This window comes from Veillonella sp. DNF00869 (assembly GCF_001553345.1).
Lineage (GTDB): Bacteria > Bacillota > Negativicutes > Veillonellales > Veillonellaceae > F0422.
In genome coordinates this window covers 233,988-256,867 of record NZ_KQ960771.1, presented here as the reverse complement: position 1 = coordinate 256,867, position 22,880 = coordinate 233,988, and the positions used below count along the sequence as shown (strand labels likewise).

Annotated in this window: 29 protein-coding genes; 28 read left to right on the top strand and 1 reads right to left on the bottom strand. The window is 37.1% G+C overall.

The genetic code is table 11. The features are described 5' to 3' along the window. Positions 1–25 precede the first annotated feature (25 nt). The 7 genes from HMPREF3032_RS05550 (at position 26) to HMPREF3032_RS05520 (ending at position 6,103) form a co-directional block, all read left to right on the top strand. A complete protein-coding gene (locus HMPREF3032_RS05550; protein ID WP_062402835.1) occupies positions 26–892 on the top strand; it encodes a ChbG/HpnK family deacetylase in 867 nt (288 codons plus the stop codon). Further along, positions 889–1,887, top strand: coding sequence for a lysylphosphatidylglycerol synthase transmembrane domain-containing protein (locus HMPREF3032_RS05545; protein ID WP_009353790.1), 999 nt, complete (start codon positions 889–891; stop codon positions 1,885–1,887). Before HMPREF3032_RS05550 ends, HMPREF3032_RS05545 begins: the two co-directional genes overlap by 4 nt. Before the next feature lie 2 nt (positions 1,888–1,889). Continuing rightward, positions 1,890–2,342 (top strand): ACT domain-containing protein, encoded by a 453-nt coding sequence (locus tag HMPREF3032_RS05540; RefSeq protein WP_062402832.1) that lies wholly within the window; start codon positions 1,890–1,892, stop codon positions 2,340–2,342. An 18-nt stretch (positions 2,343–2,360) separates the two neighbouring features. Continuing rightward, entirely contained in the window at positions 2,361–3,653 is a 1,293-nt protein-coding gene (locus HMPREF3032_RS05535) for a homoserine dehydrogenase (RefSeq protein WP_009353786.1), read from the top strand. Positions 3,654–3,663: 10 nt separating this feature from the next. Then, the gene (thrB, locus tag HMPREF3032_RS05530) at positions 3,664–4,593 is read left to right on the top strand and encodes a homoserine kinase (RefSeq protein ID WP_062402829.1); all 930 of its coding nucleotides are present in this window, start codon (positions 3,664–3,666) and stop codon (positions 4,591–4,593) included. A gap of 78 nt (positions 4,594–4,671) precedes the next feature. Continuing rightward, on the top strand, positions 4,672–5,535 hold the full coding sequence (gene htpX / locus HMPREF3032_RS05525) for a zinc metalloprotease HtpX (RefSeq protein WP_062402826.1): 864 nt from the start codon (positions 4,672–4,674) through the stop codon (positions 5,533–5,535). Positions 5,536–5,599: 64 nt separating this feature from the next. Then, positions 5,600–6,103 (top strand): cob(I)yrinic acid a,c-diamide adenosyltransferase, encoded by a 504-nt coding sequence (locus tag HMPREF3032_RS05520; RefSeq protein WP_009353784.1) that lies wholly within the window; start codon positions 5,600–5,602, stop codon positions 6,101–6,103. A gap of 114 nt (positions 6,104–6,217) precedes the next feature. Here the strand turns inward: HMPREF3032_RS05520 and HMPREF3032_RS05515 are convergent, their stop codons facing one another. Continuing rightward, positions 6,218–6,568, bottom strand: a complete 351-nt coding sequence (locus HMPREF3032_RS05515; RefSeq protein WP_009353780.1) for a hypothetical protein — start codon at positions 6,566–6,568, stop codon at positions 6,218–6,220. A gap of 71 nt (positions 6,569–6,639) precedes the next feature. Here HMPREF3032_RS05515 and cobU point away from each other — a divergent pair, with 71 nt between their 5' ends. The 21 genes from cobU to argR all read left to right on the top strand — a co-directional run bounded on the left by cobU (position 6,640) and on the right by argR (position 22,879). Continuing rightward, on the top strand, positions 6,640–7,227 hold the full coding sequence (cobU, locus tag HMPREF3032_RS05510; protein WP_062402824.1) for a bifunctional adenosylcobinamide kinase/adenosylcobinamide-phosphate guanylyltransferase: 588 nt from the start codon (positions 6,640–6,642) through the stop codon (positions 7,225–7,227). Continuing rightward, positions 7,220–8,740: a cobyric acid synthase gene (locus HMPREF3032_RS05505; RefSeq protein ID WP_062402821.1), complete on the top strand. Its 1,521-nt coding sequence runs from the start codon at positions 7,220–7,222 to the stop codon at positions 8,738–8,740. Before cobU ends, HMPREF3032_RS05505 begins: the two co-directional genes overlap by 8 nt. Further along, positions 8,740–9,717, top strand: coding sequence for an adenosylcobinamide-phosphate synthase CbiB (gene cbiB, locus HMPREF3032_RS05500; protein WP_156439349.1), 978 nt, complete (start codon positions 8,740–8,742; stop codon positions 9,715–9,717). Before HMPREF3032_RS05505 ends, cbiB begins: the two co-directional genes overlap by 1 nt. 7 nt (positions 9,718–9,724) lie before the next feature. Further along, positions 9,725–10,462 carry an adenosylcobinamide-GDP ribazoletransferase gene (gene cobS / locus HMPREF3032_RS05495; RefSeq protein ID WP_062402815.1) on the top strand — a complete coding sequence of 246 codons (738 nt, stop codon included), beginning with the start codon at positions 9,725–9,727 and terminating at the stop codon, positions 10,460–10,462. Between the two features lie 19 nt (positions 10,463–10,481). Continuing rightward, on the top strand, positions 10,482–11,360 hold the full coding sequence (locus HMPREF3032_RS05490) for a GHMP family kinase ATP-binding protein (protein ID WP_009353012.1): 879 nt from the start codon (positions 10,482–10,484) through the stop codon (positions 11,358–11,360). Between the two features lie 8 nt (positions 11,361–11,368). After that, complete coding sequence (cobD, locus tag HMPREF3032_RS05485; RefSeq protein ID WP_082717802.1) at positions 11,369–12,466, top strand: threonine-phosphate decarboxylase CobD; 1,098 nt, start codon at positions 11,369–11,371, stop codon at positions 12,464–12,466. Between the two features lie 11 nt (positions 12,467–12,477). Continuing rightward, complete coding sequence (locus HMPREF3032_RS05480; RefSeq protein ID WP_062402810.1) at positions 12,478–13,122, top strand: histidine phosphatase family protein; 645 nt, start codon at positions 12,478–12,480, stop codon at positions 13,120–13,122. Further along, entirely contained in the window at positions 13,112–13,837 is a 726-nt protein-coding gene (locus tag HMPREF3032_RS05475; protein ID WP_062402809.1) for a pseudouridine synthase, read from the top strand. Before HMPREF3032_RS05480 ends, HMPREF3032_RS05475 begins: the two co-directional genes overlap by 11 nt. 74 nt (positions 13,838–13,911) lie before the next feature. Then, entirely contained in the window at positions 13,912–14,982 is a 1,071-nt protein-coding gene (locus HMPREF3032_RS05470) for a M24 family metallopeptidase (RefSeq protein WP_062402807.1), read from the top strand. A 14-nt stretch (positions 14,983–14,996) separates the two neighbouring features. Next, positions 14,997–15,554: an elongation factor P gene (gene efp / locus HMPREF3032_RS05465; RefSeq protein ID WP_062402805.1), complete on the top strand. Its 558-nt coding sequence runs from the start codon at positions 14,997–14,999 to the stop codon at positions 15,552–15,554. A 96-nt stretch (positions 15,555–15,650) separates the two neighbouring features. Further along, a complete protein-coding gene (locus HMPREF3032_RS05460; protein WP_062402802.1) occupies positions 15,651–16,013 on the top strand; it encodes an Asp23/Gls24 family envelope stress response protein in 363 nt (120 codons plus the stop codon). Positions 16,014–16,022: 9 nt separating this feature from the next. Beyond that, positions 16,023–16,403, top strand: coding sequence for an Asp23/Gls24 family envelope stress response protein (locus tag HMPREF3032_RS05455; protein ID WP_062402799.1), 381 nt, complete (start codon positions 16,023–16,025; stop codon positions 16,401–16,403). Further along, positions 16,390–16,788 (top strand): transcription antitermination factor NusB, encoded by a 399-nt coding sequence (nusB, locus tag HMPREF3032_RS05450; protein WP_062402796.1) that lies wholly within the window; start codon positions 16,390–16,392, stop codon positions 16,786–16,788. The genes HMPREF3032_RS05455 and nusB overlap by 14 nt, the downstream gene beginning before the upstream one ends. A gap of 1 nt (position 16,789) precedes the next feature. Beyond that, on the top strand, positions 16,790–17,782 hold the full coding sequence (locus tag HMPREF3032_RS05445) for a tRNA (adenosine(37)-N6)-threonylcarbamoyltransferase complex transferase subunit TsaD (protein WP_062402794.1): 993 nt from the start codon (positions 16,790–16,792) through the stop codon (positions 17,780–17,782). Position 17,783: 1 nt separating this feature from the next. Beyond that, a complete protein-coding gene (gene xseA / locus HMPREF3032_RS05440) occupies positions 17,784–18,989 on the top strand; it encodes an exodeoxyribonuclease VII large subunit (protein WP_062402791.1) in 1,206 nt (401 codons plus the stop codon). After that, positions 18,982–19,191 carry an exodeoxyribonuclease VII small subunit gene (gene xseB / locus HMPREF3032_RS05435; RefSeq protein WP_062402788.1) on the top strand — a complete coding sequence of 70 codons (210 nt, stop codon included), beginning with the start codon at positions 18,982–18,984 and terminating at the stop codon, positions 19,189–19,191. Before xseA ends, xseB begins: the two co-directional genes overlap by 8 nt. A gap of 82 nt (positions 19,192–19,273) precedes the next feature. Next, on the top strand, positions 19,274–20,152 hold the full coding sequence (locus HMPREF3032_RS05430) for a polyprenyl synthetase family protein (RefSeq protein ID WP_062402785.1): 879 nt from the start codon (positions 19,274–19,276) through the stop codon (positions 20,150–20,152). A 9-nt stretch (positions 20,153–20,161) separates the two neighbouring features. After that, positions 20,162–20,965: a TlyA family RNA methyltransferase gene (locus tag HMPREF3032_RS05425; protein ID WP_062402782.1), complete on the top strand. Its 804-nt coding sequence runs from the start codon at positions 20,162–20,164 to the stop codon at positions 20,963–20,965. Between the two features lie 8 nt (positions 20,966–20,973). Beyond that, the gene (locus HMPREF3032_RS05420) at positions 20,974–21,852 is read left to right on the top strand and encodes an NAD(+)/NADH kinase (RefSeq protein ID WP_062402779.1); all 879 of its coding nucleotides are present in this window, start codon (positions 20,974–20,976) and stop codon (positions 21,850–21,852) included. Then, positions 21,849–22,424, top strand: a complete 576-nt coding sequence (locus tag HMPREF3032_RS05415; RefSeq protein WP_062402777.1) for a tRNA 5-(aminomethyl)-2-thiouridylate-methyltransferase MnmM — start codon at positions 21,849–21,851, stop codon at positions 22,422–22,424. The genes HMPREF3032_RS05420 and HMPREF3032_RS05415 overlap by 4 nt, the downstream gene beginning before the upstream one ends. After that, positions 22,424–22,879 (top strand): arginine repressor, encoded by a 456-nt coding sequence (gene argR / locus HMPREF3032_RS05410; RefSeq protein ID WP_009353250.1) that lies wholly within the window; start codon positions 22,424–22,426, stop codon positions 22,877–22,879. The genes HMPREF3032_RS05415 and argR overlap by 1 nt, the downstream gene beginning before the upstream one ends. Position 22,880 lies beyond the last annotated feature (1 nt).

Sequence of the window (22,880 nt, the reverse complement as noted above, 5' to 3'; positions counted from 1 at the left end):
ATTTAGTGCGTACAGGAAGGTAACTATGAAACGTCTAATTGTGAATGCAGATGACTTTGGTTTACATCCTCTTATTAATGAAGGAATCCTAGAAAGTCATCAACAAGGAATAGTAACAAGTACGTCTTTATTGGCATCTGGAGACTATTTTGAGGATGCCTTATCATTATCTAAGACAACGCCCACACTAGGCGTGGGATTGCATGTTTGCTTGGTCGGGGGGCTTTCTCCTGTTTGTGATCCTAAGGAAATTCCAAGTCTGTTGATAGATGGTAAATTTCCTATGACACACACAGAATTTATAAAACGGCTGTATACCGGACGTATAAAAGGTTCTGAATTGCGAAAAGAAATTGAAGCACAATTTCAAAAAGTAATGTCTACAGGATTACCTATAACACATGTAGATGGACATCAACATATGCATGTACTACCACAAGTGTTGCCTATAGTGGCAGAACAAATGAAGCGCTATGGTTTAACTAAGATTCGTATGCCCGATGAAACTCCATTTTTAATGAATGGTGTGTCTTCACTAGGTCGTTGGATTGGTAAAGTAGGGCTAACGGTTATCACACAACAAGCCTACACTATATCTCGTGATTTTGGATTTTCATCGCCCCTATATTTTTGGGGTATGATGAATGGTGGTCAATTGAGGGAAGAATCTTTGTTAGCAATTTTAAAAAAAGTTGCTAAGAAACAAGGGGTCCATGAAATTATGACACATCCTGGTAAAGATAATCATACACTCCGATCCTTGTATGATTGGGGCTATCATTGGGATGAGGAACGAGCGGCTATGACATCTGCTAGAGTAAAAGAATATATTGCTACTCATGATATTAGTCTCATCCATTATGGACAATGGACTGAAGGAGAACGTTCATGAGCACCATGGCAAAGCGAGGAATCTTCATTGGATTTTTACTCCTTATTGTGTCAGGTATAACAATTTATTTTACAATTGATTTAGATTCATTAGCTACATTAGGTACATTTAACTTTACATCTTTATTGTTGGCAATGGTAGCACTTGCTTTAGGTATGTACTTTGATGGTTTGCGGTTACAACGGTTGGTACGTATGGGTGGATATAGTTTATCCCTAATTGCTATTCTACGAGTTATATTTGGTAATTATTTTATGGCTATGCTAACACCTGGTGCTAGTGGTGGTGCGGTAGCACAGGCTTTGATTTTACGGTCTTATCATGTACCTATCGGTAAAGCAGCACCTATCGTGTTAGTGCGAACTGTATTTTCTATTTTATTTTTAATCATCATGTTACCGTTTATTCTGGTAACAGAGCCTATCGATGTACCATATATTACTAATTCTCAATTGATAGGTATATCAATCTTTGTTGTGATTTCAACATTTATGGGAATGTATCTATTACAAACGCGACTTATGAAATGCTTAGTAACTTGGATATGTAAGATAACAAAAAAAGGAAACCCAAAAGGTTGGCTCATTAAGCTGGATGAATTTAATGGGGGGCTTAGTTTATTATATGCAAACCCTATGCAATCCTTTATCGTATTTATTGAGTCTGCATTGAGCTTATTATTTTTATATGCTATTGCGCCAGCATTGATGTATGCGTTTACTTCAGATATTAGTATTGTTGAAATCTTAAATCGTATGATTTTATTAAATTTAATTTTATATTTTGCTCCTACACCAGGTGGAACAGGCGTTGCAGAAGGATTATTTGTGTATTTATTTGCTTCTTTTGTGCCAATTGGAACGGTGGGGCTAGTTGCAGTGGCGTGGCGGATTGTAGCAGAATATGTTCCATTTTTTATCGGTATGTATTCCGTATTTACTCTATATGGACAACACATCGCAAGTTCCGTTTCCACTAGTAGTGAAGAGGTGTAGTTATGGCTGTGAAAGGCAAAAAAGACAAATTTTATTTAGTGAATGAAGTAATCTTACCAGAAGCGATTAAAAAAACGATCAAAGTAAAATCTATTTTACAACTAGGAGAGGCTAAAACGATTAATGAAGCTGTTGAAAAAATGGACTTAAGTCGTTCTGCTTATTATAAATACAAAGATTATGTATTTCCATTTTATGAACTTTCACAAGGTAAAATTGTGTCAATTAATGCACTGATTTCTAACGAGTCTGGTATGCTATCTAATATTTTACGGATTATTGCAGATTATAATGGTAGTGTATTAACGATTAATCAGAATTTGCCGCTACAAGGTGTAGCACATGTAAATATTTCTTTTGAAACAAAAGAATTAACATTACCAGTAGAAGATGTATTGCACGAAGTAAGACAATTAGAGGGAGTTATTAAAGTGGAACTAATTGGTCAAGCCTAGTGCTTAAGGAGATAAAGAATGAAGCAAGGCGTTAAGATTGCCCTCTTGGGTTTTGGTACAGTTGGACAAGGTACAGTAGAATTATTGACTAAAAATTTAGATGTCATACAAAATCGTATTAGTGTACCTGTGACTATAGATAAAATTTATGTGAGAAATCCAGATAAATATAGTCATGTTGCACTACCTGCAACCGCTACATTTGTAACAGATTATAAAGAAATTTTACAGGATTCATCTGTAGATATTGTAGTGGAAGTGATGGGAGGGACTACCTTTGCCCGTACTTGCATTGAAGAAGCTATTATTGCTGGAAAACATGTGGTGACTGCCAATAAAGATTTATTAGCGGAAGCTGGTCCCTATTTAATGGAGCTAGCTACGAAGCATCATGTGGACTTACGCTTTGAAGCGAGTGTGGCAGGGGCGATTCCAATTATCCGCGCCTTATATGATTCCTTCGGCGGTAATCAAATTACAGAAATTATGGGTATTTTAAATGGAACCACTAACTTTATTTTGTCTAAGATGAGTGAAGATGGATTAGGCTATGAAGAAGTCCTAAAAGAAGCACAAGACCTTGGCTATGCAGAAGCAGATCCTACATCTGATGTGGAAGGCTATGATGCAGCGCGTAAATTAGCCATCTTAGGTTCTATTGCCTTTAATAAACGTATCTTCTTTGAAGATGTAAGTTGTGAAGGGATTACGCAAATTGATGCTAGTGATATCCAATTTGGCAAAGAGTTTGGCTATACTATTAAGTTGTTAGGTATTGCGAGAGAAACGAAAAAAGGTCTGTCCTTAAATGTACATCCTGCCTTCATTGCAAACACCCATCCATTAGCCTCTGTACGGGGTTCTTTTAATGCTGTATTTTTACGTGGTAATGGTTTTGATGAGGCTATGTTCTACGGTCGTGGAGCTGGTAGCTTACCAACAGGTAGTTCTATCGTGAGTGACGTGATGGAAGTAGCTCGTAATGTAGTACAAGGAAAAACAGGGGAAATGAAGCAGTTCTATTATCCGCAAAAAACAATGTATAGTTCTAGTAAAATTGAATCTGCTTACTACATTCGTATGACTGTGGATAACTCAACAGGTGTATTAGCAAAAGTAGCTACCAAATTAGCAGAACAACGCATCTCTGCTCATTCTGTTATCCAACGTAAAGCAGATAATGATACTGCTACATTAGCGATAATTACTTCTAAATGTCCTCATGCGTATATTCAAAATCTAATTGATTCTTTCAACCATTTACGTGTAGTTAGAGAAGTGGGGAGTGTCATCCGCATCATGGTTGAATAAAGGAGTGTTCATGAAATCTATTACGGTGCAAGTGCCGGCTACGAGTGCTAATTGCGGTCCTGGGTTTGATTGTCTTGGAGTAGCATTAAATTTATATAATGTATTTACCTTTGAACCTGACAAAGAGGCCACTTCTAATACATATACCTTTGAAGGGTTTGGGGCGGACTTATTGGAGAAAGAAGACCATAGCCAAAATCTAGTGGGTATTGCTATGGAAAGGGTATTTAAAGAAGTGAATGCTGCACCTGTTTATGGTCGTATTCATTCTAATACACAAATTCCACCATCAAGAGGTCTTGGCAGTAGTTCTACTGCCATTGTGGGTGGGTTGCTATTAGCCAATGCCTATTTACAAGAACCTTTAAATAAAGATCAATTATTGCTCATTGCCAATGATATGGAAGGGCATCCTGATAATGTAGCACCAGCTATTATGGGGAATTTAGTCTGCGCTGTTGGTGGGAATGATACAGTATTCCATTCCCATATCGATGTACCAAGTAATTTAACCTTTGCTGTAGTGGTACCAGAAGTGATTGTAGAAACATCGTATGCGCGAAGCGTATTGCCAACAGAGTTAAGCTATAAAGAAGCTGTTGCCAATGTAGGATTTGCCACATTATTTGTAGGATCCATGATACAAAATAGGATGGATAATTTGTCTGTAGCATTACAGGATTATCTACATGTACCGTATCGTAAAACCTTAATTCCTTATTGTGATGATGTATTTACTGCAGCTAAGGATCATGGTGCGTATGGCTCTACTATTAGTGGTTCAGGCTCAACCTTAATTGCCTATTGTTCTCCGGAACATGCAGTGACAGTGGCAGATGCTATGAGTTCGGTCTTTATGAACAACGATATTGACTGTCGCCGTTTCGTACTGCATGCAGACCGTGAGGGCGCTAAAGTTGTAAAAATTAAATATGAATAAAAAACTTCATGATTCTTTTACATTTTGTATGCTATACTAAGTATATACATTCTATAAAAAACTAAGTAGGAGGAATACATGAATCATATAAAAACAGCAGCCTTATTGGCATTATTATCAGGAATACTGATGGTTATAGGTCAAATGGTAGGTGGGCATTCAGGGATGATGCTAATGTTTGTTATTTCTTTAGGTATCAACTTCTATACCTATTGGAATAGTGCATCTATGGTATTGCGGGCTTATAATGCAAAAGAAATTACAGAGCAAAACAACCCTACTATTTTTCAAATAGTAAAAAAATTAGTTCATAATGCTGGATTACCGATGCCAAAGGTGTATATTATTGAATCAGAAGTACCTAATGCATTTGCTACAGGCCGCGACCCTGAGCACGCAGCAGTGGCTGTGACAACGGGTATTATGAAACTATTAACAGATGATGAAATTGAAGGTGTACTAGCTCATGAACTCTCTCATGTGAAACATAGAGATACATTAATTAGTACTATTGCAGCTAGTATGGCAGGATTTATTGCTATGGTGGCGAATATGTTACAATGGGCAGCTATTTTTGGGGGCCGTGATGATGAGGAGAATTCTAATCCTTTAGCATTAATTGGCACTATCATTTTAGCACCTTTGGCAGCTAGCTTAATTCAAATGGCTATTTCACGATCTCGTGAGTATTTAGCAGATGAAGAAGGGGCGATGATGAGTCGAAAGCCATTATCTTTAGCATCCGCATTAGCCAAAATTGAGCATTATGCTAAATTTGGTGTGCTTCCTGGTCAAAGCGAAAGCCGCGTATCATCTACAGCACACATGTTTATTATTAATCCTTTAAGTGGAATTTCTTCCACTATGACTCAATTATTTAGTACGCATCCATCTACAGAAAGTCGTATTCAACGTTTGCGTGAGATAGCGAGTCACATATAAAGGGAGCAATGCACATCTTATGTTACAGAGATCGTAAGGTTTCTAGTTGTTAAGGAGGTATACCATGGCAAAAGTGTACACGAAAACAGGTGATGCAGGTTCTACGGGTTTATATACTGGTGAACGTGTAAGTAAAGCATCTCAACGTGTTTGTACGTATGGAACAATTGACGAGGCACAAGCTTTTCTTGGAGTAGCTCGTGCGTACTCTGACAAAAAGGTAGTACAAGACACATTATTGCAACTTGAGAAAGAACTATGGATGATTATGGCTGATATCTCTAGTTTAGGACAAGAAGCTACTATTACAGATGAGCATGTGACTAATTTAGAACAGATCATCGACAAATTTGATGAACAATTAGAGCCATTATCTAAATTTATTTTACCTGGTGATAGTAAAACATCCAGTTTCTTGCACTTAGGTCGTACCATCGTTCGCCGTGCAGAACGAGACCTATGGAAGTTAGGAGAAACAGAAGAGATTCATATGTCGAATCTTCGCTATTTGAATCGTTTATCCGACTTGCTATTTATCTTAGCGCGCGTAGAAGATGAAGTGAAATAGTATACGATATAAAAGGAGGTACTCCATGTTGGGTACCTCCTTTTAGTATCTCTTAGATTATTTATATCAAATCTTCTTGGATGTGCTATAATACTATGTATGTAGTTACTGTGATTAATGTTGTACTTCTTGTACATCTACAGTTTTGTTTAGCACATCTTCAGGGCTTGGATAGAAGAAATAGATCTGATCGATTTCATTTTTAAATTTTTCTCGGATGTGTACGGATAATAAAGTTTCAAACTGAATGATATCTTCCGATTCCATCACAGCGTCTTCTACCAATACAAATAATTGTGGATCTGCTTTTGGTGCATTGGGTGGTAAACGGTCTGGTGAAAGTGGAACATTTACGATAATGCGTACAGAGGCTACATAATTTCCATTTTGATCTTTAATGGCTGCACGATAGGTATTTTCCCATAGAGTGGCCATTAATTGGATGTCTAAATTTAATAATTCCATAGTTGTCTCCTTTATAATGAACGTATAGTACATATGATAACTGATAAAGGGCAACTTTGTATAGGTATACTATGAAAAATCGTATAATATTTTGTACAGGTGGTGCCCGTAGTGGTAAAAGTGAGTTTGCAGAAACACTAGCTTTATCTAAAGAAGGACAAAAAGGATATATTGCTACAGGGCAAGCTTATGACGAAGAGATGAAGCATCGTATTCATTTACATCAAGAACGACGGAAAATGATTTGGAACAATTATGAAATCCCTTGTGCCATTAGTAAAGAGATTCAACAAATTTTAGGTGAATGTTCTGTGGTATTAGTAGATTGCTTAACGATGTGGACTACTAATCTATTATTAGAAGATGGTGAATTTACATCTCAGGAAGATATAAATTGCCGTGAAAGAGCTATACTTTCAGAAGTACAAGCTGTACTTGATGTGATTCGATCCTACAAGGGAAACAACGAAAAGACGGTTATTTTTGTGACCAATGAAATTGGCTTAGGTATTGTTCCAGAGAATAAATTAGCTCGTATTTTTAGAGATATTATGGGACGTGTCAATCGAATGGTAGCAGCAGAGGCTGATGAATCATATATGACAATCAGTGGTATGACAATAGATATAAAAGCATTGGAGGTAAGCAACCATGGCTAAAAAAATTATGTTTCAAGGTACCAGTTCTAATGTAGGTAAAAGTATTTTAGCTACAGCAATGTGTCGCATTTTACATAATAAGGGATATAAAACAGTACCTTTTAAAGCACAAAATATGGCGTTAAATTCCTATGTTACCAAAGCAGGGGATGAAATTGGTCGTGCCCAAGTGGCGCAAGCGGAAGCAGCAGGTTTAGAGCCAATTGTACAAATGAATCCTGTCCTATTAAAACCTACAGGCAATCAGTCCTCACAAGTCGTGTTAATGGGCAAACCGGTAGGTGTGTATAGCGCTAGAGAATACCATACAAAATACTCCTTAACAGCCTTAGATAAAGTAAAAGAAAGTTTACAATATCTTGATGATAATTTTGATATGATTGTCATTGAAGGTGCCGGTAGCCCTGCGGAAGTCAATTTAAAAGCTAATGATATTGTAAACATGCGTGTTGCCAAGTTAGCAAAGGCTCCTGTAATGCTTATTGCAGATATTGATCGTGGTGGTGCTATCGCATCTGTGGTGGGTACTTTAGAATTATTAGAACCAGATGAAAGAGATCTAGTAAAAGGTATTATCATTAATAAATTCAGAGGTGATGTCACATTATTACAACCTGCATTGGATTTTATTGAAGAAAAAACAGGTAAAAAAGTAGTAGGTGTAGTACCGGCGATAGAAAACCTTGATATTGATGAAGAAGATTCTGTAGCATTAGAAAGTAAATATAGAGGAGTATCTAAGGAGATTACGATTGCGGTAATGCAAACTCCTAAAATTTCTAACTTTACAGACTTTGATGCTCTTGCCTATGAACCAGATGTATCTGTTCGTTTTGTGAAACAAGGGGAGCCAATTGGTCATCCAGATATGGTAATTTTACCAGGCTCTAAAAACACATTAGCTGACTTATCGTACTTGCAGGAGCATGGCTATGATAAAGATATCCACGACTTAGCAAATGCTGGGGTACCTGTATTGGGTATTTGTGGTGGTAATCAAATGCTGGGAGAAATGCTTTATGATCCAGAAGGGATTGAAGGGGATATTCCTGAATTAAAAGGATTAGGGTTGCTTCCAACAGCTACTACTATGAAAACTGAAAAATTAACACATCAAGTTTGTTTTGATGTAAAGGATTTATCCTTCTTAGGTACTAACTTTAGTGGTGAAAATCTTGTAGGCTATGAAATCCATATGGGAGATACACAGCCAGTAGGAGCAGGAGAACGTTGTTTCCATATTCAAAAGCGTAGTGATGCTAAGGTAGATGTGATCGATGGTTTTGTCACTAGTAATGGTCAAGTGATGGGCACATATATTCACGGCATTTTAGATAATGATGGATTACGTCGCTCAATCCTGAATGCATTGCGTACAAAAAAAGGATTAGAGCCATTAGATGTTGTATTCCGCTACTTTGAACATAAAGAAGCTGCCTATAATCGATTAGCCAAGATTGTAGAAGAACATTTAGATATGGATTATATTCAATCATTATGGGAGCAAGACTAATGGAATGGTTTATACACCATCTTCTTTATTTTATTCCTTTAGGGGCACTTTTGTTAGATACTTTAGTGGGTGACCCTAGAAGTAAATACCATCCTGTTGTTTTAATTGGTAATTGTATTTCTTTCTATGAACATCTATTGTATAAAAAGAATACTATCGCAAGGAATCAAATACTATTAGGGATATCTACTGTATTACTAGTCTTAATGACTGTGATGCTCATTGTTACAGGGCTCCTATTTATAGGAGGGACCATACATCCAATCGGCTATTTCATAGTATCCTTATTGTGCCTATACATTGCCATTAGCCCTCGTTGTTTGGCAGAGGCAGGCATAGAAATTGCTAATTTGTTGAGAAAACAAGATATATCTGAAGCACGCCGTAAAGTGGGATGGATTGTAGGTCGTAAGACTAGTGAACTTGATGAAAGTGAAATTACTCGTGCCACTATTGAAACAGTAGCGGAAAATACAGTAGATGGCATTATTTCCCCTTTATTTTGGTTTGTCCTATTAGGCCCATGGGGAGCTATTGGATACCGAGCTATTAATACGATGGACTCCATGTTAGGCTATAAAAATGAGCGCTATTTATACTTTGGTCGTTTTGCAGCCCGCTTAGATGATGTAGTTAATTATATTCCTGCACGTATTACTTGTATTTTATTTGTGATAGCTTCTTTTCTCTGTGGTAAAGATTGGAAACATGCCATCCGTATAGCCACTCGTGATGCGCATAAACATCCTAGTCCTAATGGGGGCTATGCAGAGGCTCCCGTAGCAGGGGCTTTACATATTCGGTTAGGTGGTCACAATGTGTATCATGACAAAGTCACCTTTCGGGCCTATATGGGAGATCCTATAACATCTATGGTAGGGAAACACATTTATCAAACTATATATTTGATGTATACTGTTTCTATCTTGGGTGTTGTGTTAACAATGGTCAGTACATATGTAATTAATCAATGGTAGGTGCAACATGAAAGGATTTTTTGTAGGACTTCAATTTTTAACACGCTTAAAAATTGTAAACCAAACAGAGTGGAAAGTAGAAGACTTTGGCGCATCCGTTACATATTTTCCTTTAGTAGGACTTGTCATTGGCGCCTTTATGTGGGCTTTTTATAGCTTAGCATATTCGTATATCCCGGTATCCTTACTGATGCTTATGTTAGTTATCTTTGAATTTCTATTTACTGGTGGACTTCATGCAGATGGATTTATGGATACCTGTGACGGCTTATTTTCAGGGCGCGATCAAGAACGTAAATTAGAGATTATGAAAGATAGCCGAGTAGGGAGTAATGGAGTAGTAGGCTTTGTATTCTTAACCCTCTTAAAATGGCAACTACTAGTTAATTTACCAATCCATGTGGTTCCTTTAGTCTTAGTCAGTATGCCTCTATTAAGTCGATATACTATGGTGATTAGTATTCAAAAGTTTCCTTATGCAAGACCAGAAGGAATCGGTAAAATTTTTGCAGACAATGCTCCTAAGTATGCTTTACCAGTAGCGACCCTATTAGCATTATTACCTATATTGTGTTATGAGTGGTTATATGTATACTTATTTGTTATTGCCCTCTTAGTTAACCTTATCATTAACTCCTATGTAACAAAACATTTAGGAGGGACTACAGGAGACACATATGGATTTGTATGTGAATTATCAGAAATTTTTATCATTTTAGGCGCAATTATTGTAAGTGTTATATAAATGAAAGGAGGAAGTAGAGTTGGCATTTTATGTAAGAACGCCAGGCACTTGTGGAGAATTTATTCAAGGCTCCATAAAAGGACAACGATTTCTAGTAACCTGTCCTATTAATCGCTATTCTTATGCCATTGGTGATGTACAATATCCACTTCCTCTTTCATCGATTTCTTTACAGTCTAAGGCCTATCAAGCTTACATCACGGTATTGGATACATTGGGAATCGATCGATCTACGGCGAAGCCTGTATATTTACATTCCGATATTTTACAAGGAAAAGGATTGGCTTCTAGTAGTGCAGATATTAGTGTAGTAGCTATGGCTACAGCAAAAAGTCATGGCTACGATCTTTCTATGGAGCAATTAGCCTCTATTTGCTTATCAATCGAACCTACAGATGCTCCCTTTTACCCTGGTATAGTTCAGTTCGATTATCTAAATGGTACATGTTGTGAATTATTAGGCACATGTCCACCGATTCGTATCGTCATGTTTGATGAAGGCGGTACGATTGATACGGTACAATTTAATCATCAGCAAAATTTAGATGTTTTAATTGATGAAAAAGAAGAGTTGATGGTAGAAGCTTTAGCAAAATTTAAAGAAGGTATACATAAGCATAATGTGAAACTTATTGGTGAGGCCTCTACCATTAGTTCTTTCGGCAATCAACGTATTTTGCATAAGGCAAACTTATATGCGTTACATCAAATTGGGGTAGAGTGTAATGCGATAGGAACGATTATTGCCCATAGTGGAACTGTACTGGGTTTGCTATTTCCCCCAGACTCACCAAGTATTGTACACTGCTTGCAACAAGTAAAGCAGGAATTGCCAAATCTTACCTTCATGGATATAGTGGAAACAACGAATGAAGGAATTACTTTCATGGAACGATAAAGGAGGTTATGATGGTGAAAACAACGAATGTGCATGGTGGTAATGTGCATAAAGCGAGTCGACTATTAGATACTTCCTTAGATCAGATTTTAGATTTTAGTGCCAATATTAACCCTTTGGGTATGAGCGCCAAGGGGATGGATGCTATGAATGAGGCATTTCAACATGTGATACATTATCCAGATCCAGACATGACGAACCTTTTTGCTATCACATCCGAATTGTGGGATATGCCAAAAGAATGCATTGCTTTCGGTAATGGTGCAGCTGAATTAATCTATGCCATATGCCGATTGCCAGAAATAGAAGCTGTGTATGTGCCAGCTCCTGGATTTTCAGAGTATAGCCATGGTGCTCATTCGTGTGGCCTACCAGTCATAGAATATGAATTACAATTTGATGCGGATTTATTTTGCTTTTCCTATCCTTTAACAACGATATTACATGATTTAAATCAGTCTAAGCATCGCTTAGTATTTATTGGGAATCCCAATAATCCATGTGGCACCTTGTGGAAACATGAAAGTCGTGAATTATTTGAAGTTTGCAAGAAAAATGGTCACTATCTAGTGTTTGATGAGTCATTTGTTGATTTTTTAGGGGATGACTATTCTATGCGAAACTATGTGAAAGAGTATGACAATGTGATCGTTGTACATTCTTTAACTAAGTTTTACGCGGTTCCCGGTCTACGTATTGGGGCGATGATGGCAAATCCTATGATTATTAACTTTATTAAATCTCATATTCCATCTTGGACTGTAAATCATTTAGCGCAAATATATAGTGAAAAAGCCTTACAAGATACAGACTATATACAAGAGACTCGGACAGTACTAAAACAAGAAAAAGAATGGCTATATAAGGAGATTGTACAGATCGATGTATTACAGTGCATTGAACCATCTGTGAATTATATTCTCTGTCATCTAGATGATCAGTATTCTTTAGAAGATATGATTCAGCACTTGTATCATCAATCTATATTAATTAGAAACTGCTCTCACTATACTGGGCTAGGCCCCAATTGGTTTCGTATCGCTGTCAAAATAAGAGAGCAAAATGAACAATTATTACAAGCTTTACGAGCATATTTTACATTATAACAGGAGATACTATGATACAAATTTACTTTGTCCGCCATGGTGAAACGGATTGGAATCATCTAGGGAAGCACCAAGGATTTAGTGATATACCTTTAAATGAAAAAGGTATGGCCCAAGCTGTAGATGTGGGTGATGCCTTACGAGATGTTCATTTTGATAGAGCTATCGTTTCAGACCTAGTACGAGCTAGGGTTACGTCTGAAGAAATTCTAAAAGGCCGTTATATTCCTACCACTTTTACAGAAGGATTACGGGAAATTAACTTTGGCGACTGGGAAAGCTTAACATATTCTGAAATTAATGAACGGTGGCCGGGCCAAATCGAAGCTATTTATGAAGATCCGTCACAAAAACCAATCCCTAATGGGGAGACTGTAGAAATGGTGCAGGAACGTGCCTATGCTAGACTGATAGAAGAATTATCCCTTATGGAAGATGGTGAACGACTACTAGTAGTTTGTCACGGCGGAACCATACGCACATTACTATGTGCATTAACAGGTATTCCATTGAACTGTTTATGGCGTTTAGCACAGGGTAATACAGCCGTTAGTGTAGTAGATTTCTGGGGTGACCAATCCCCTTATAATCGTATTTGTATATTAAATGATACATCTCATACTCATGTGAGAGAAGGTGGTTACGGTGAGGATTGATAAATTTCTAGCCCATAAAGCTTTTGGTACAAGAAGAGAAGTGCATGATTTAATTAAACAAGGTCTAGTAAAAGTAAATGACACTATTATCAAGAAGAAAGATATGCATATCAATCCTGATATAGATATTGTTACAGTTCAAGATCAAGTTGTACAAGCACAATTAGAATATTATATTAAATTTCACAAACCAGCTGGATATGTAACAGCGGTTGAAGATCCTGTAGACCCTACTATTATGGAATTACTTCCTGAAGAGTTTCAAACGTTGAAAGTATTTCCTGTAGGACGACTCGATAAAGATACAGAAGGGTTGTTATTATTAACCAATGATGGCCCCTGGGCTCACAAAATTATTCATGGCAAAAAAAATATTGGTAAAACCTATTATGTAGAATATAGTGGTACTTTATCAGATGAAGGTATGAAACGTATACAAGAAGGTATGGTTTTAGGGGATGGTACAGAGTGTAAACCAGCAGAATTAACTCTTCACAATGATGAGGATGTGATAAATGAGTCGGGTGAACTTATTCACTCCTGTGAGTTGACGATTTACGAAGGAAAGTATCATCAAGTGAAACGTATGATTGGTGCTTGTGGTGGAACGGTAACATACTTACAACGTATTGCTATCGATAGAATTACACTTGACTCTATTGAAGAAGTAGGCACATTCATAGATTTAACAGAAGAAGAAAAAGAAATTGTCTAATCGAATCTATTCAATTTGTCATAACTATGCATTATATGGTATCATTAGTTGATGCTTTTTAAGGAGGCCAGACGATGAATGGATTAGTCGCTTTGCAAGCATTTCTAAGAGAAGAAACATATGGAGGAGCCATCCTCATTAGCCCTATTAACTTACATTACTTTGCAGGATTTACAGGGACCACTGGAGTGGCATTTGTAACCCCTGACAAAGCCTATATGATAACGGATAGTCGTTATACTGAACAGGCTAAAGAAGAATGTGAAGGATATGAGGTCATCCAATATACGGGGGATGTATATGATACTATCAACAGTATACTAGCTTCCTCAAACACTACGTTATCCACATGTTGCTTTGAAGGAAATTATATGAGTGTCGATGTATTTCAAGAAGTTTGTGATACATTAAATGAAACAGAATTTTTATCCTTTGATTTTGCCAGTCTACGAATAACAAAACGGGACGACGAACTACAGTATTTACGACAAGCTTTTCGCATTGCTGATGAATCATTTGCAGCTATGTTGCCACAATTAAAGGTGGGGATGACTGAAAATGAAGCTCGCATTATTTTGGAAACAGAAATGTTAAAACGTGGCTCTAGAGAGCCGTCTTTTACCACTATTGTAGCTTCTGGCTATCGTTCTAGTATGCCTCATGGGGTGGCTAGCGATAAAGTGATGGAGCGAGGCGATTTTGTTACCTTTGACTTTGGTGCTATGTATAAAGGATATCATTCCGATATGACACGTACCATCGTATTAGGTAAAGCTAGTGATGAACAAAAGAAACTCTATTCTATCGTACTAGAAGCACAAACTAGAGGTGTTGCTTTCATTAGAGAAGGCGTTACCGGTGCAGAAGTAGATGCAGTATGTAGAGACTATATTAAGGAACAAGGTTATGGTTCTAATTTTGGTCATGGTACAGGTCATGGTGTAGGCTTAGACATCCATGAATTACCAGTAGCATCACCTAGATCCAAAGATGTATTAACAGAAAATATGGTCGTCACCGTGGAACCAGGTATTTATTTACCAGGCCATATGGGGCTTCGCATTGAAGATACAGTTATAGTTACTAAGGAGGGGTGTGAAATACTCACACAAACTCCTAAAGATTTAATAGAACTAGATGTGTAATGGAGGGATTTACAATGATTTCCAGTAATGATTTTCGTCCAGGCGTAACTGTCGAATTAGACGGTAATGTATGGCAAGTAGTTGACTTTCAACATGTTAAACCAGGTAAAGGTGCCGCTTTCGTACGTGCTAAATTGAAAAACCTACAAACAGGTGCTGTAGTAGAGCGTACTTTCAATGCTGGTGAAAAAGTGCCAAAAGCTCATGTTGACCGTCGTCGCATGCAATACCTATATGAATCTGATGGAGCATATACTTTCATGGATAATGAAACATATGACCAAATTGAGTTAACAATTGACCAATTAGGAGATGCTAAAAACTTCTTATTAGAAAACATGGAAGTATCTATCATGTTCTTCCAAGGCATTGTTATCGGTATTGACTTACCTGTAGCTGTAGAGTTACGTGTAGTTGAAACTGACCCTGGTATCCGTGGCGATACTGCAACTGGTGGTAATAAACCTGCTACATTAGAAACAGGTTATGTTGTAAAAGTACCTTTATTCATCGAAGTAGACGATGTATTGCGTGTAGATACACGTACTGGACAATATATTGAACGTGCTTAAACCACAGATTTGATCTTTTAACAACTAATATAGTATTGTAATTAAAAGCATTTGTTGGCCTGTGGTGGGACGACAAATGCTTTTTTTGGTAAATATATGGAAGATAATCGCTTTTTTGAAGGACTAATACAGTTTGATCATTCTGTTTATGAAATGATTGCTACTATGACAGCACTAGAAACGAAAGGTGTTGCGGGTATGAGCACAACATTTGGAGATACGGTAAGTAGCTTATTTGGTAGAAAAAATGCCATGGAAGGTGTAAAAGTACAAGTTTTAGAAGATGGATCATTACAAGTAGCTCTACACATTGCCGTATATTATGGGTACCGAGTTCCAGATATAGCATTGCGTTTACAAGAACGTGTGAAAAGCGCTCTTGTATCTATGGCAGATGCTACTGTAAACAGTGTTGATATTTATGTGCAAGATATTATTTTTGAAAGTACCATATCATAGGGGATTTGTATGTCAGATCATTTAGAAATAGAAATTACAGATGCCGTTATTTTAGATGTCACTGCAAGAGTTTTGTCATCATTTGATGAAATCCACTCTATGAGTAAACGATTTTTTGATGGTGTTGTAGATGGTATCTCACAAAAATTAGGGCAAAAAAGTTGGCCTGGAATGAATGTAAAACATAAACGAGATACTTTTGGAGATGCTTTCATAGAAATTAATTTATATCTTCGTTTATACTGTGGAGCACATCCATTAGAAGTGGCACGACAAATACAACAACAAGTGCGGCAAGATTTACGAAATATGTTAGACTTATACCGTGTCCGTGTAGATGTGCACATCGACGGTTTAGAAAGAAGGGAACCTAATCATGAATCATCGTAGGTTAGCAAGGGTATTTGCATTCGAAACAATTTATGCAGATACATTTTCAGGCGACGTAATTGAAGAGGCAGTGTTAGATACAACTAACATGCAAGGAAAAGCCAATCAATTTGCAGAGCAATTAATTGTAGGTGTACGTAATGAAAAAGAACAATTAGATGCAGCGTTACAAGAATTCTCTCCTAAACGTAAAATGGAGCGTTTTCCTAAAGTAGAACTTACTATTTTACGTATGGCAGCTTGGGAGTTGTTACACCCTCAAGAGGATACACCAGCTAAGGTTGTCATCAATGAAGCTGTTCTATTAGCGAAAGAGTTTGGTGGAGAGACTTCCTATAAGTACATTAATGCTATTCTTCATAATTTAGCAGCATCGAGACAATAAAATGGCCTATTATTTAGGAATAGATACAAGCTGTTATACCACATCTTGTGCACTTGTTGATGAGGAAGGTAGATTAGTACAGGAAGCTAGAAAACTGTTAGAAGTACCGCAAGGTAAACGAGGATTACAACAGTCACAAATGGTATTCCAACATACTCGTGCCTTAGGTGAATTGATTCAGTCTTTAACGTTGGACCAGCCCATTGCAGGTATCGGGGTCAGCGGTTTTCCAAGACGAGAAGAAAACTCCTATATGCCAGCATTCCTGGTAGGGCTTAATACAGCGAAATCACTAGGCCATTGTTTAGAGGTTCCAGTCCATATTTTTTCACATCAAGAGAACCATATATGGGCAGCCTTGCGTGAAATCGGTGAAATTCCAGAAGGACCTTTTTTAAGTTTACACCTTTCAGGGGGAACTACTGAATTTGTTCTTTGTGAACGCATTCATAAAAGTGGTTTTAAAGTGCAAATAGTCGGTGGCTCTGATGATATAGCTGGAGGCCAGTTAGTGGATAGACTAGGTGTATTAATGGGATTACAATTTCCAGCAGGTCCAAGTATGGAAACACTGGGACGACGTATTAAATACAACGTAGATTCTGTGCTTCCTGTATCAGTTAAAGAATCTACCATTAGTTTTGGAGGTCCTTACAGCGCTGGTCAACGTTGGTGGCAATCATTGCAACATGAGCCTATCGATTGGACTGATAGAGAATCATTTAGCAGAGAAAAAAACGCACAAATTTTGGCAGTCTCTGTGTTCCATTGTATTGGAAGTTCCCTAGAAAAAGCTTTATCTCATATTCTAACAGAACATAACATTACAACATTAATTACTGCTGGTGGTGTTATGGCGAATACCTATTTACAGGATCGTTTAGTTCATTGGGGACATCATCATGATTTAGATGTATTATGTGTATCTTCTAAATATAGTGCAGATAATGCTTCAGGTAATGCGTATGGGGCAAAGGTTGTTGAAGGAGAGTAGAATGGATGCTTACTCCGTTGGAGAATTAAATAGAATTATAAAGCAAACCGTAGAGGGAGAATTTCTATTAAAAAATTGTATTGTTGAAGGCGTTATCTCTAATGTGAAACGTCACAGCACAGGACATTATTATTTTTCCCTCATCGATGATACTGGGTCCATTGATATGGCTATGTGGCGTTCCAAAGTACAACAACGTGGCTTGGAAGGTGCCCTTGAAAATGGCTTGTTAGTGCAAGTACGAGGAAATATTAGTTTTTACGAAAAAACTGGTCGTTTAAGTTTTATATGTGAAGATATTCGTATTGGTACCAAAAGTGACTATCAAATTGCCTATGAAAAGTTAAAACAAGAGTTATATGCATTAGGATATTTTGACGAACGACATAAACAAGCTTTACCACCTGTACCGAGTTGTATTGGTGTTGTCACGTCTGCATCAGGAGCAGTGATTCACGATATTTTACATGTAGCATCCCATCGCAATCCATTGGTAACATTTAAAGTGTTTAATGTGCCTGTACAAGGACCTACAGCAGGCCCTGTTATTGCTCGTGGTGTAGCTATGGCAGATGCGGACCCAGATGTAGATTTGATCATTGTAGGTCGTGGTGGCGGTTCTATGGAAGACCTGTGGTGCTTTAATGATAGAGCCTTAATAGAATCTATATTCCAATGCACGACACCGGTTGTGTCTGCGGTTGGTCATGAAGTAGATTATACGTTATGTGATTTTGTAGCTGATGTAAGAGGGGCTACACCAAGTCATGCTGCTGAGTTATCTATTTATCCATTGGTGGATTTACAAGAAGAAGTACAGCAGAAGTTAGAATTTATTCATAACACAGTACAGTATCGTATTCAAAAAGAAAAACAACAGTTATTTTCTATTACCAATCGTAAGATTACAGTACCTGCCATGAATTTGGTGCATCAACAGAAAAATATATTACAACGCTTTGAACACCAATTACATAGCGCCATACAAAAGAAATCCCAAGATGAATCACGTAAATTAGCTATATTAGCGACTCAATTAGATAACAAAAATCCTTTAGCTAAGGTCATTAAGGGATTTGCAAAAGTTGATCTTAATGGTACTCCATTACAAACGATTCAAAGTGTACAAATTGGCGATACATTAGATATACATATTCAAGATGGCTCTGTGAAAGCAACTGTACAGGAGGTAACACAACGTGGCTAAATCTATAAAAAATTATGAAAAGAAATATACAGCCTTAGAAGAAGTAGTAAAAAAACTAGATGATGAAAGCTTATCTATGCATGAATTATTAAAAACTTACAAGGAAGGTTTAACTCTAGTTAAAGAATGTTCTGATTTATTGCAGCTTGTAGAAGAAGAAGTTGAACAAATTATTGAAACTGTACAAGTAGATACGAATTAGGAGACAAAGTACGTTTTTTTAGGTATAATAGAGTTAGAATATTTATACAAAAATTATTATCTTTCAAAGAATTGAGGATATTATGTTAAAAGAGTACTTGCAACAAAGTAAAGCAGACATTGAAAGTTATTTATCCTCTGTATTAGAATCACCGAATACAGAGTATGCTAAGTTATATGAAAGTATGAAATACAGTTTATTGATGGGCGGTAAAAGAATTCGGCCTATTATTACAAAAGCTGTTATTGAATCTTTGGGCGGATCTTGGGATGCTTATAAAGATGTAGTATGTGCCATAGAATTAATTCATACCTATTCTTTAATTCATGATGATTTGCCAGCTATGGATAATGATGATTATCGTCGTGGAAAGCTAACCAATCATCGTGTATATGGTGATGGTACGGCTATTTTAGCCGGAGATGGATTATTAACCTATGCCTTTGAATTAGTGAGCAAGCATACAGAGTTATCCGCAGAACAAGTGGTGCAGATTATCCATGTCTTAGCAAAAGGTGCAGGACCTAGTGGAATGGTGGGTGGTCAAGCCTTTGACCTACAATCAGAAGGAAAATTCTTACCATTAGAAGAATTAGTGGTTCTTCACAAAGGTAAAACAGGAGCATTATTTAGTGCAGCTGTTGAAATTGGTCTGATTATTATGGAGGCTACAACATCCGTAAGAGAGGCCTACCTACGATATGCTGATCATTTAGGTTTATTATTCCAAATTACCGATGATATTTTAGATGTAGTAGGTACACAAGAAGAATTAGGGAAAACTCCTGGCAGTGATGAACGTCAGCATAAAGCAACCTATGTATCTATTTTAGGTTTAGATACTGCTAAAGAACGAGCTCAAGAAGTGGCTAATCTAGCATTAACAGCGTTACATGATTCCAACTGCACATCACCTGTTCTTGAAGGTCTAGTCCAATATTTAATGGACCGCACACAGTAGGAGACACGTATGAGTCAAAAAGAACGTCTTGATATACTACTTGTGCAACGTGGTGTATTTGAAAGTAGAGAAAAAGCCAAGGCTGCTATTATGGCGGGGCTTATCTTTTCTGGTACACAGCGATTGGATAAAGCTGGTACTAAAGTTTCAGTAGATACACATTTGGAGGTAAAAGGTAATACCTTACCATATGTAAGCCGTGGTGGCTTAAAGTTGGAAAAAGCCATCGAGTTATACCCTATCGATCTAACGAATGCCGTTATGGTAGATATCGGTGCTTCCACAGGAGGGTTTACAGACTGTGCCTTACAGCATGGAGCAGCCAAAGTGTTCGCCATTGATGTAGGGTATAATCAACTAGCCTGGAAGTTACGACAAGATCCTAGAGTCATCAATATGGAAAAACAAAATATTCGCACCGTTACACCAGTACAATTAGGGGAACTTAGCGATTTTATTTCCATAGATGTAGCATTTATCTCTTTAGATAAAGTGTTACCCGTAGCGACTACTTTACTTAAGGATACTGGCTCTTTAGTAGCTTTAATCAAGCCTCAGTTTGAGGCTGGTAAAGAACTAGTCGGTAAAGGTGGAATAGTACGTGAGAAATCCACACATAGATTGGTGTTAGATCGTATCTTGCATATCGCTAAAGATTGTGGGTTATATTTACATGGACTAACCTATTCTCCCATTAAAGGAATGGAAGGAAATATTGAATTTTTAGGATATTTTACAAAACAAGCAGAGGATTCCTTAGACATTACTGAAGGGCTTATTACAGCCACAGTAGAGGAGGCTCATCAATTATAGGAGGATCTATGAGAATCGGTTTCTTTCCTAATATGAAAAAAGAGAATATTCGAGATATATTATCACAAGCAATTACTCATTGCCATACATATGGTATAGAAGTCTATATGCCTAAAGAATTAGAACATCATGATGTATGCGCGTTGGGGATAGAAAAATCTCACTTACTATCACGACCGGAAATATTTGAACATTTGGATATGGCATTTAGTTTTGGTGGTGATGGTACGATTATTCAATTAGCACGTCAAATTTATTCATATAATGTACCAATTTGTGGTATTAATTTAGGGGAATTAGGTTTCTTAAATCAAATAGAACTTGAAAACTTAGAGATGGCTATTGAAAGAATTAGTAAAGGCGATTTTTATGTGGAAGATCGCATTCATTTAGTGGGAACTTTACATACTCCAGAAGGAGAACGTGTGCTACGTCCGGCTATTAATGATATTGTGGTATCCCGCTCAGAATCGGGTAAAATGGCTCGTATTAATTTGTCGATTAATGGTGGACATACTCAAATGTATCCTGCTGACGGTTTAATTGTAGCGTGTTCCACAGGGTCTACAGGGTATAACTTATCTGCTGGAGGTCCTATTATGGCGCCAGATAATCGCTCTCTTATAGTAACACCGATTGCCCCTCATTTATTGCAAGGCGTATCTTTGGTGCTAAAAGAAAGTGCAAAAATTGATATTACTATGCCAGAGCGTCAGAAAAGCTTGCATATTTCTGTGGATGGCACTTTTGATTACGAATTTGGTAATACTGACTCTTTACATATTGAAGCGCACCCACAATATTGTAAATATGTGCGATTTAAAGATCAAAAATTCTTTGCTACCTTGTTTAAAAAGTTGACCGCACGATCTAAGGAGGTTCTATGATTCCTCTGCACCATAGTGTAGACTTTCAGCATCACTTATGGTTGGACGCCCTAGTTACAGCTAGAACTATTGTAGATATTACTTGTGGCAATGGACATGACACGGTATATCTATTGTCACATTGTCATAAAAATTCTCATGTATATGCTATTGATATACAAGAAGTAGCACTAACAAGGACGAAAGAAAAGCTTTTGAAAGAGTTTCCACAGGCTATAAAACAAGTGGATTTCATATTGGGGTCACATGATAGTGCACTGGAAACACTTCCTGTATCTACTATCGATTTAATGGTAGCTAATTTAGGGTATTTACCGAATGCAGACCATCAAATTATGACACAATCTGTATCAACAATTAAAGCTTTATCAAAGGGATTAGAAAAACTTTCAATACATGGATTATGTACCATTGTAGCGTATCCTGGAACAGAAACTGGTCGTAAAGAGGCAGAAGATTTAGAAGACTATATAGCTTCTATTAGTCAAAAAGATTTTCACTGCAGTACATGGCGACCATTAAATCAAGCGAATCAACCGCCTATTTTATATATTATTCGTCGGAGGAAATAATGAAACGTTTTCGTTATAATAAGATAAAAGAAATTATTCAAACTAAGGCTATTGAAACACAAGAAGAGTTAGCGCAAGCCTTGGTAGAAGAAGGGATTACCGTTACACAAGCAACAGTATCACGTGATATTAAGGAATTGATGTTAATTAAAGTTCCTACAGGAGATGGACGATATCGATATGCCTTATCTCCAGAAGAAAATATTATGTTATCTAGAACACGCATCAATCGCTTATTCCAAGATTCCATTTTGCGTATTGACCACGTGTTGAATCAAGTCGTATTACATACATTACCTGGTTCTGCGCAATCAGTAGCCTTTGCTATTGACCATGCAAAATGGCATGAAGTTATAGGTACGATTGCTGGAGATGATACAATTTTATTGATATGTAATTCTGTAGAAAGTGTAGAAATGGTATTGGACCGTATTCAAGACTTAATGAGGGATTAAT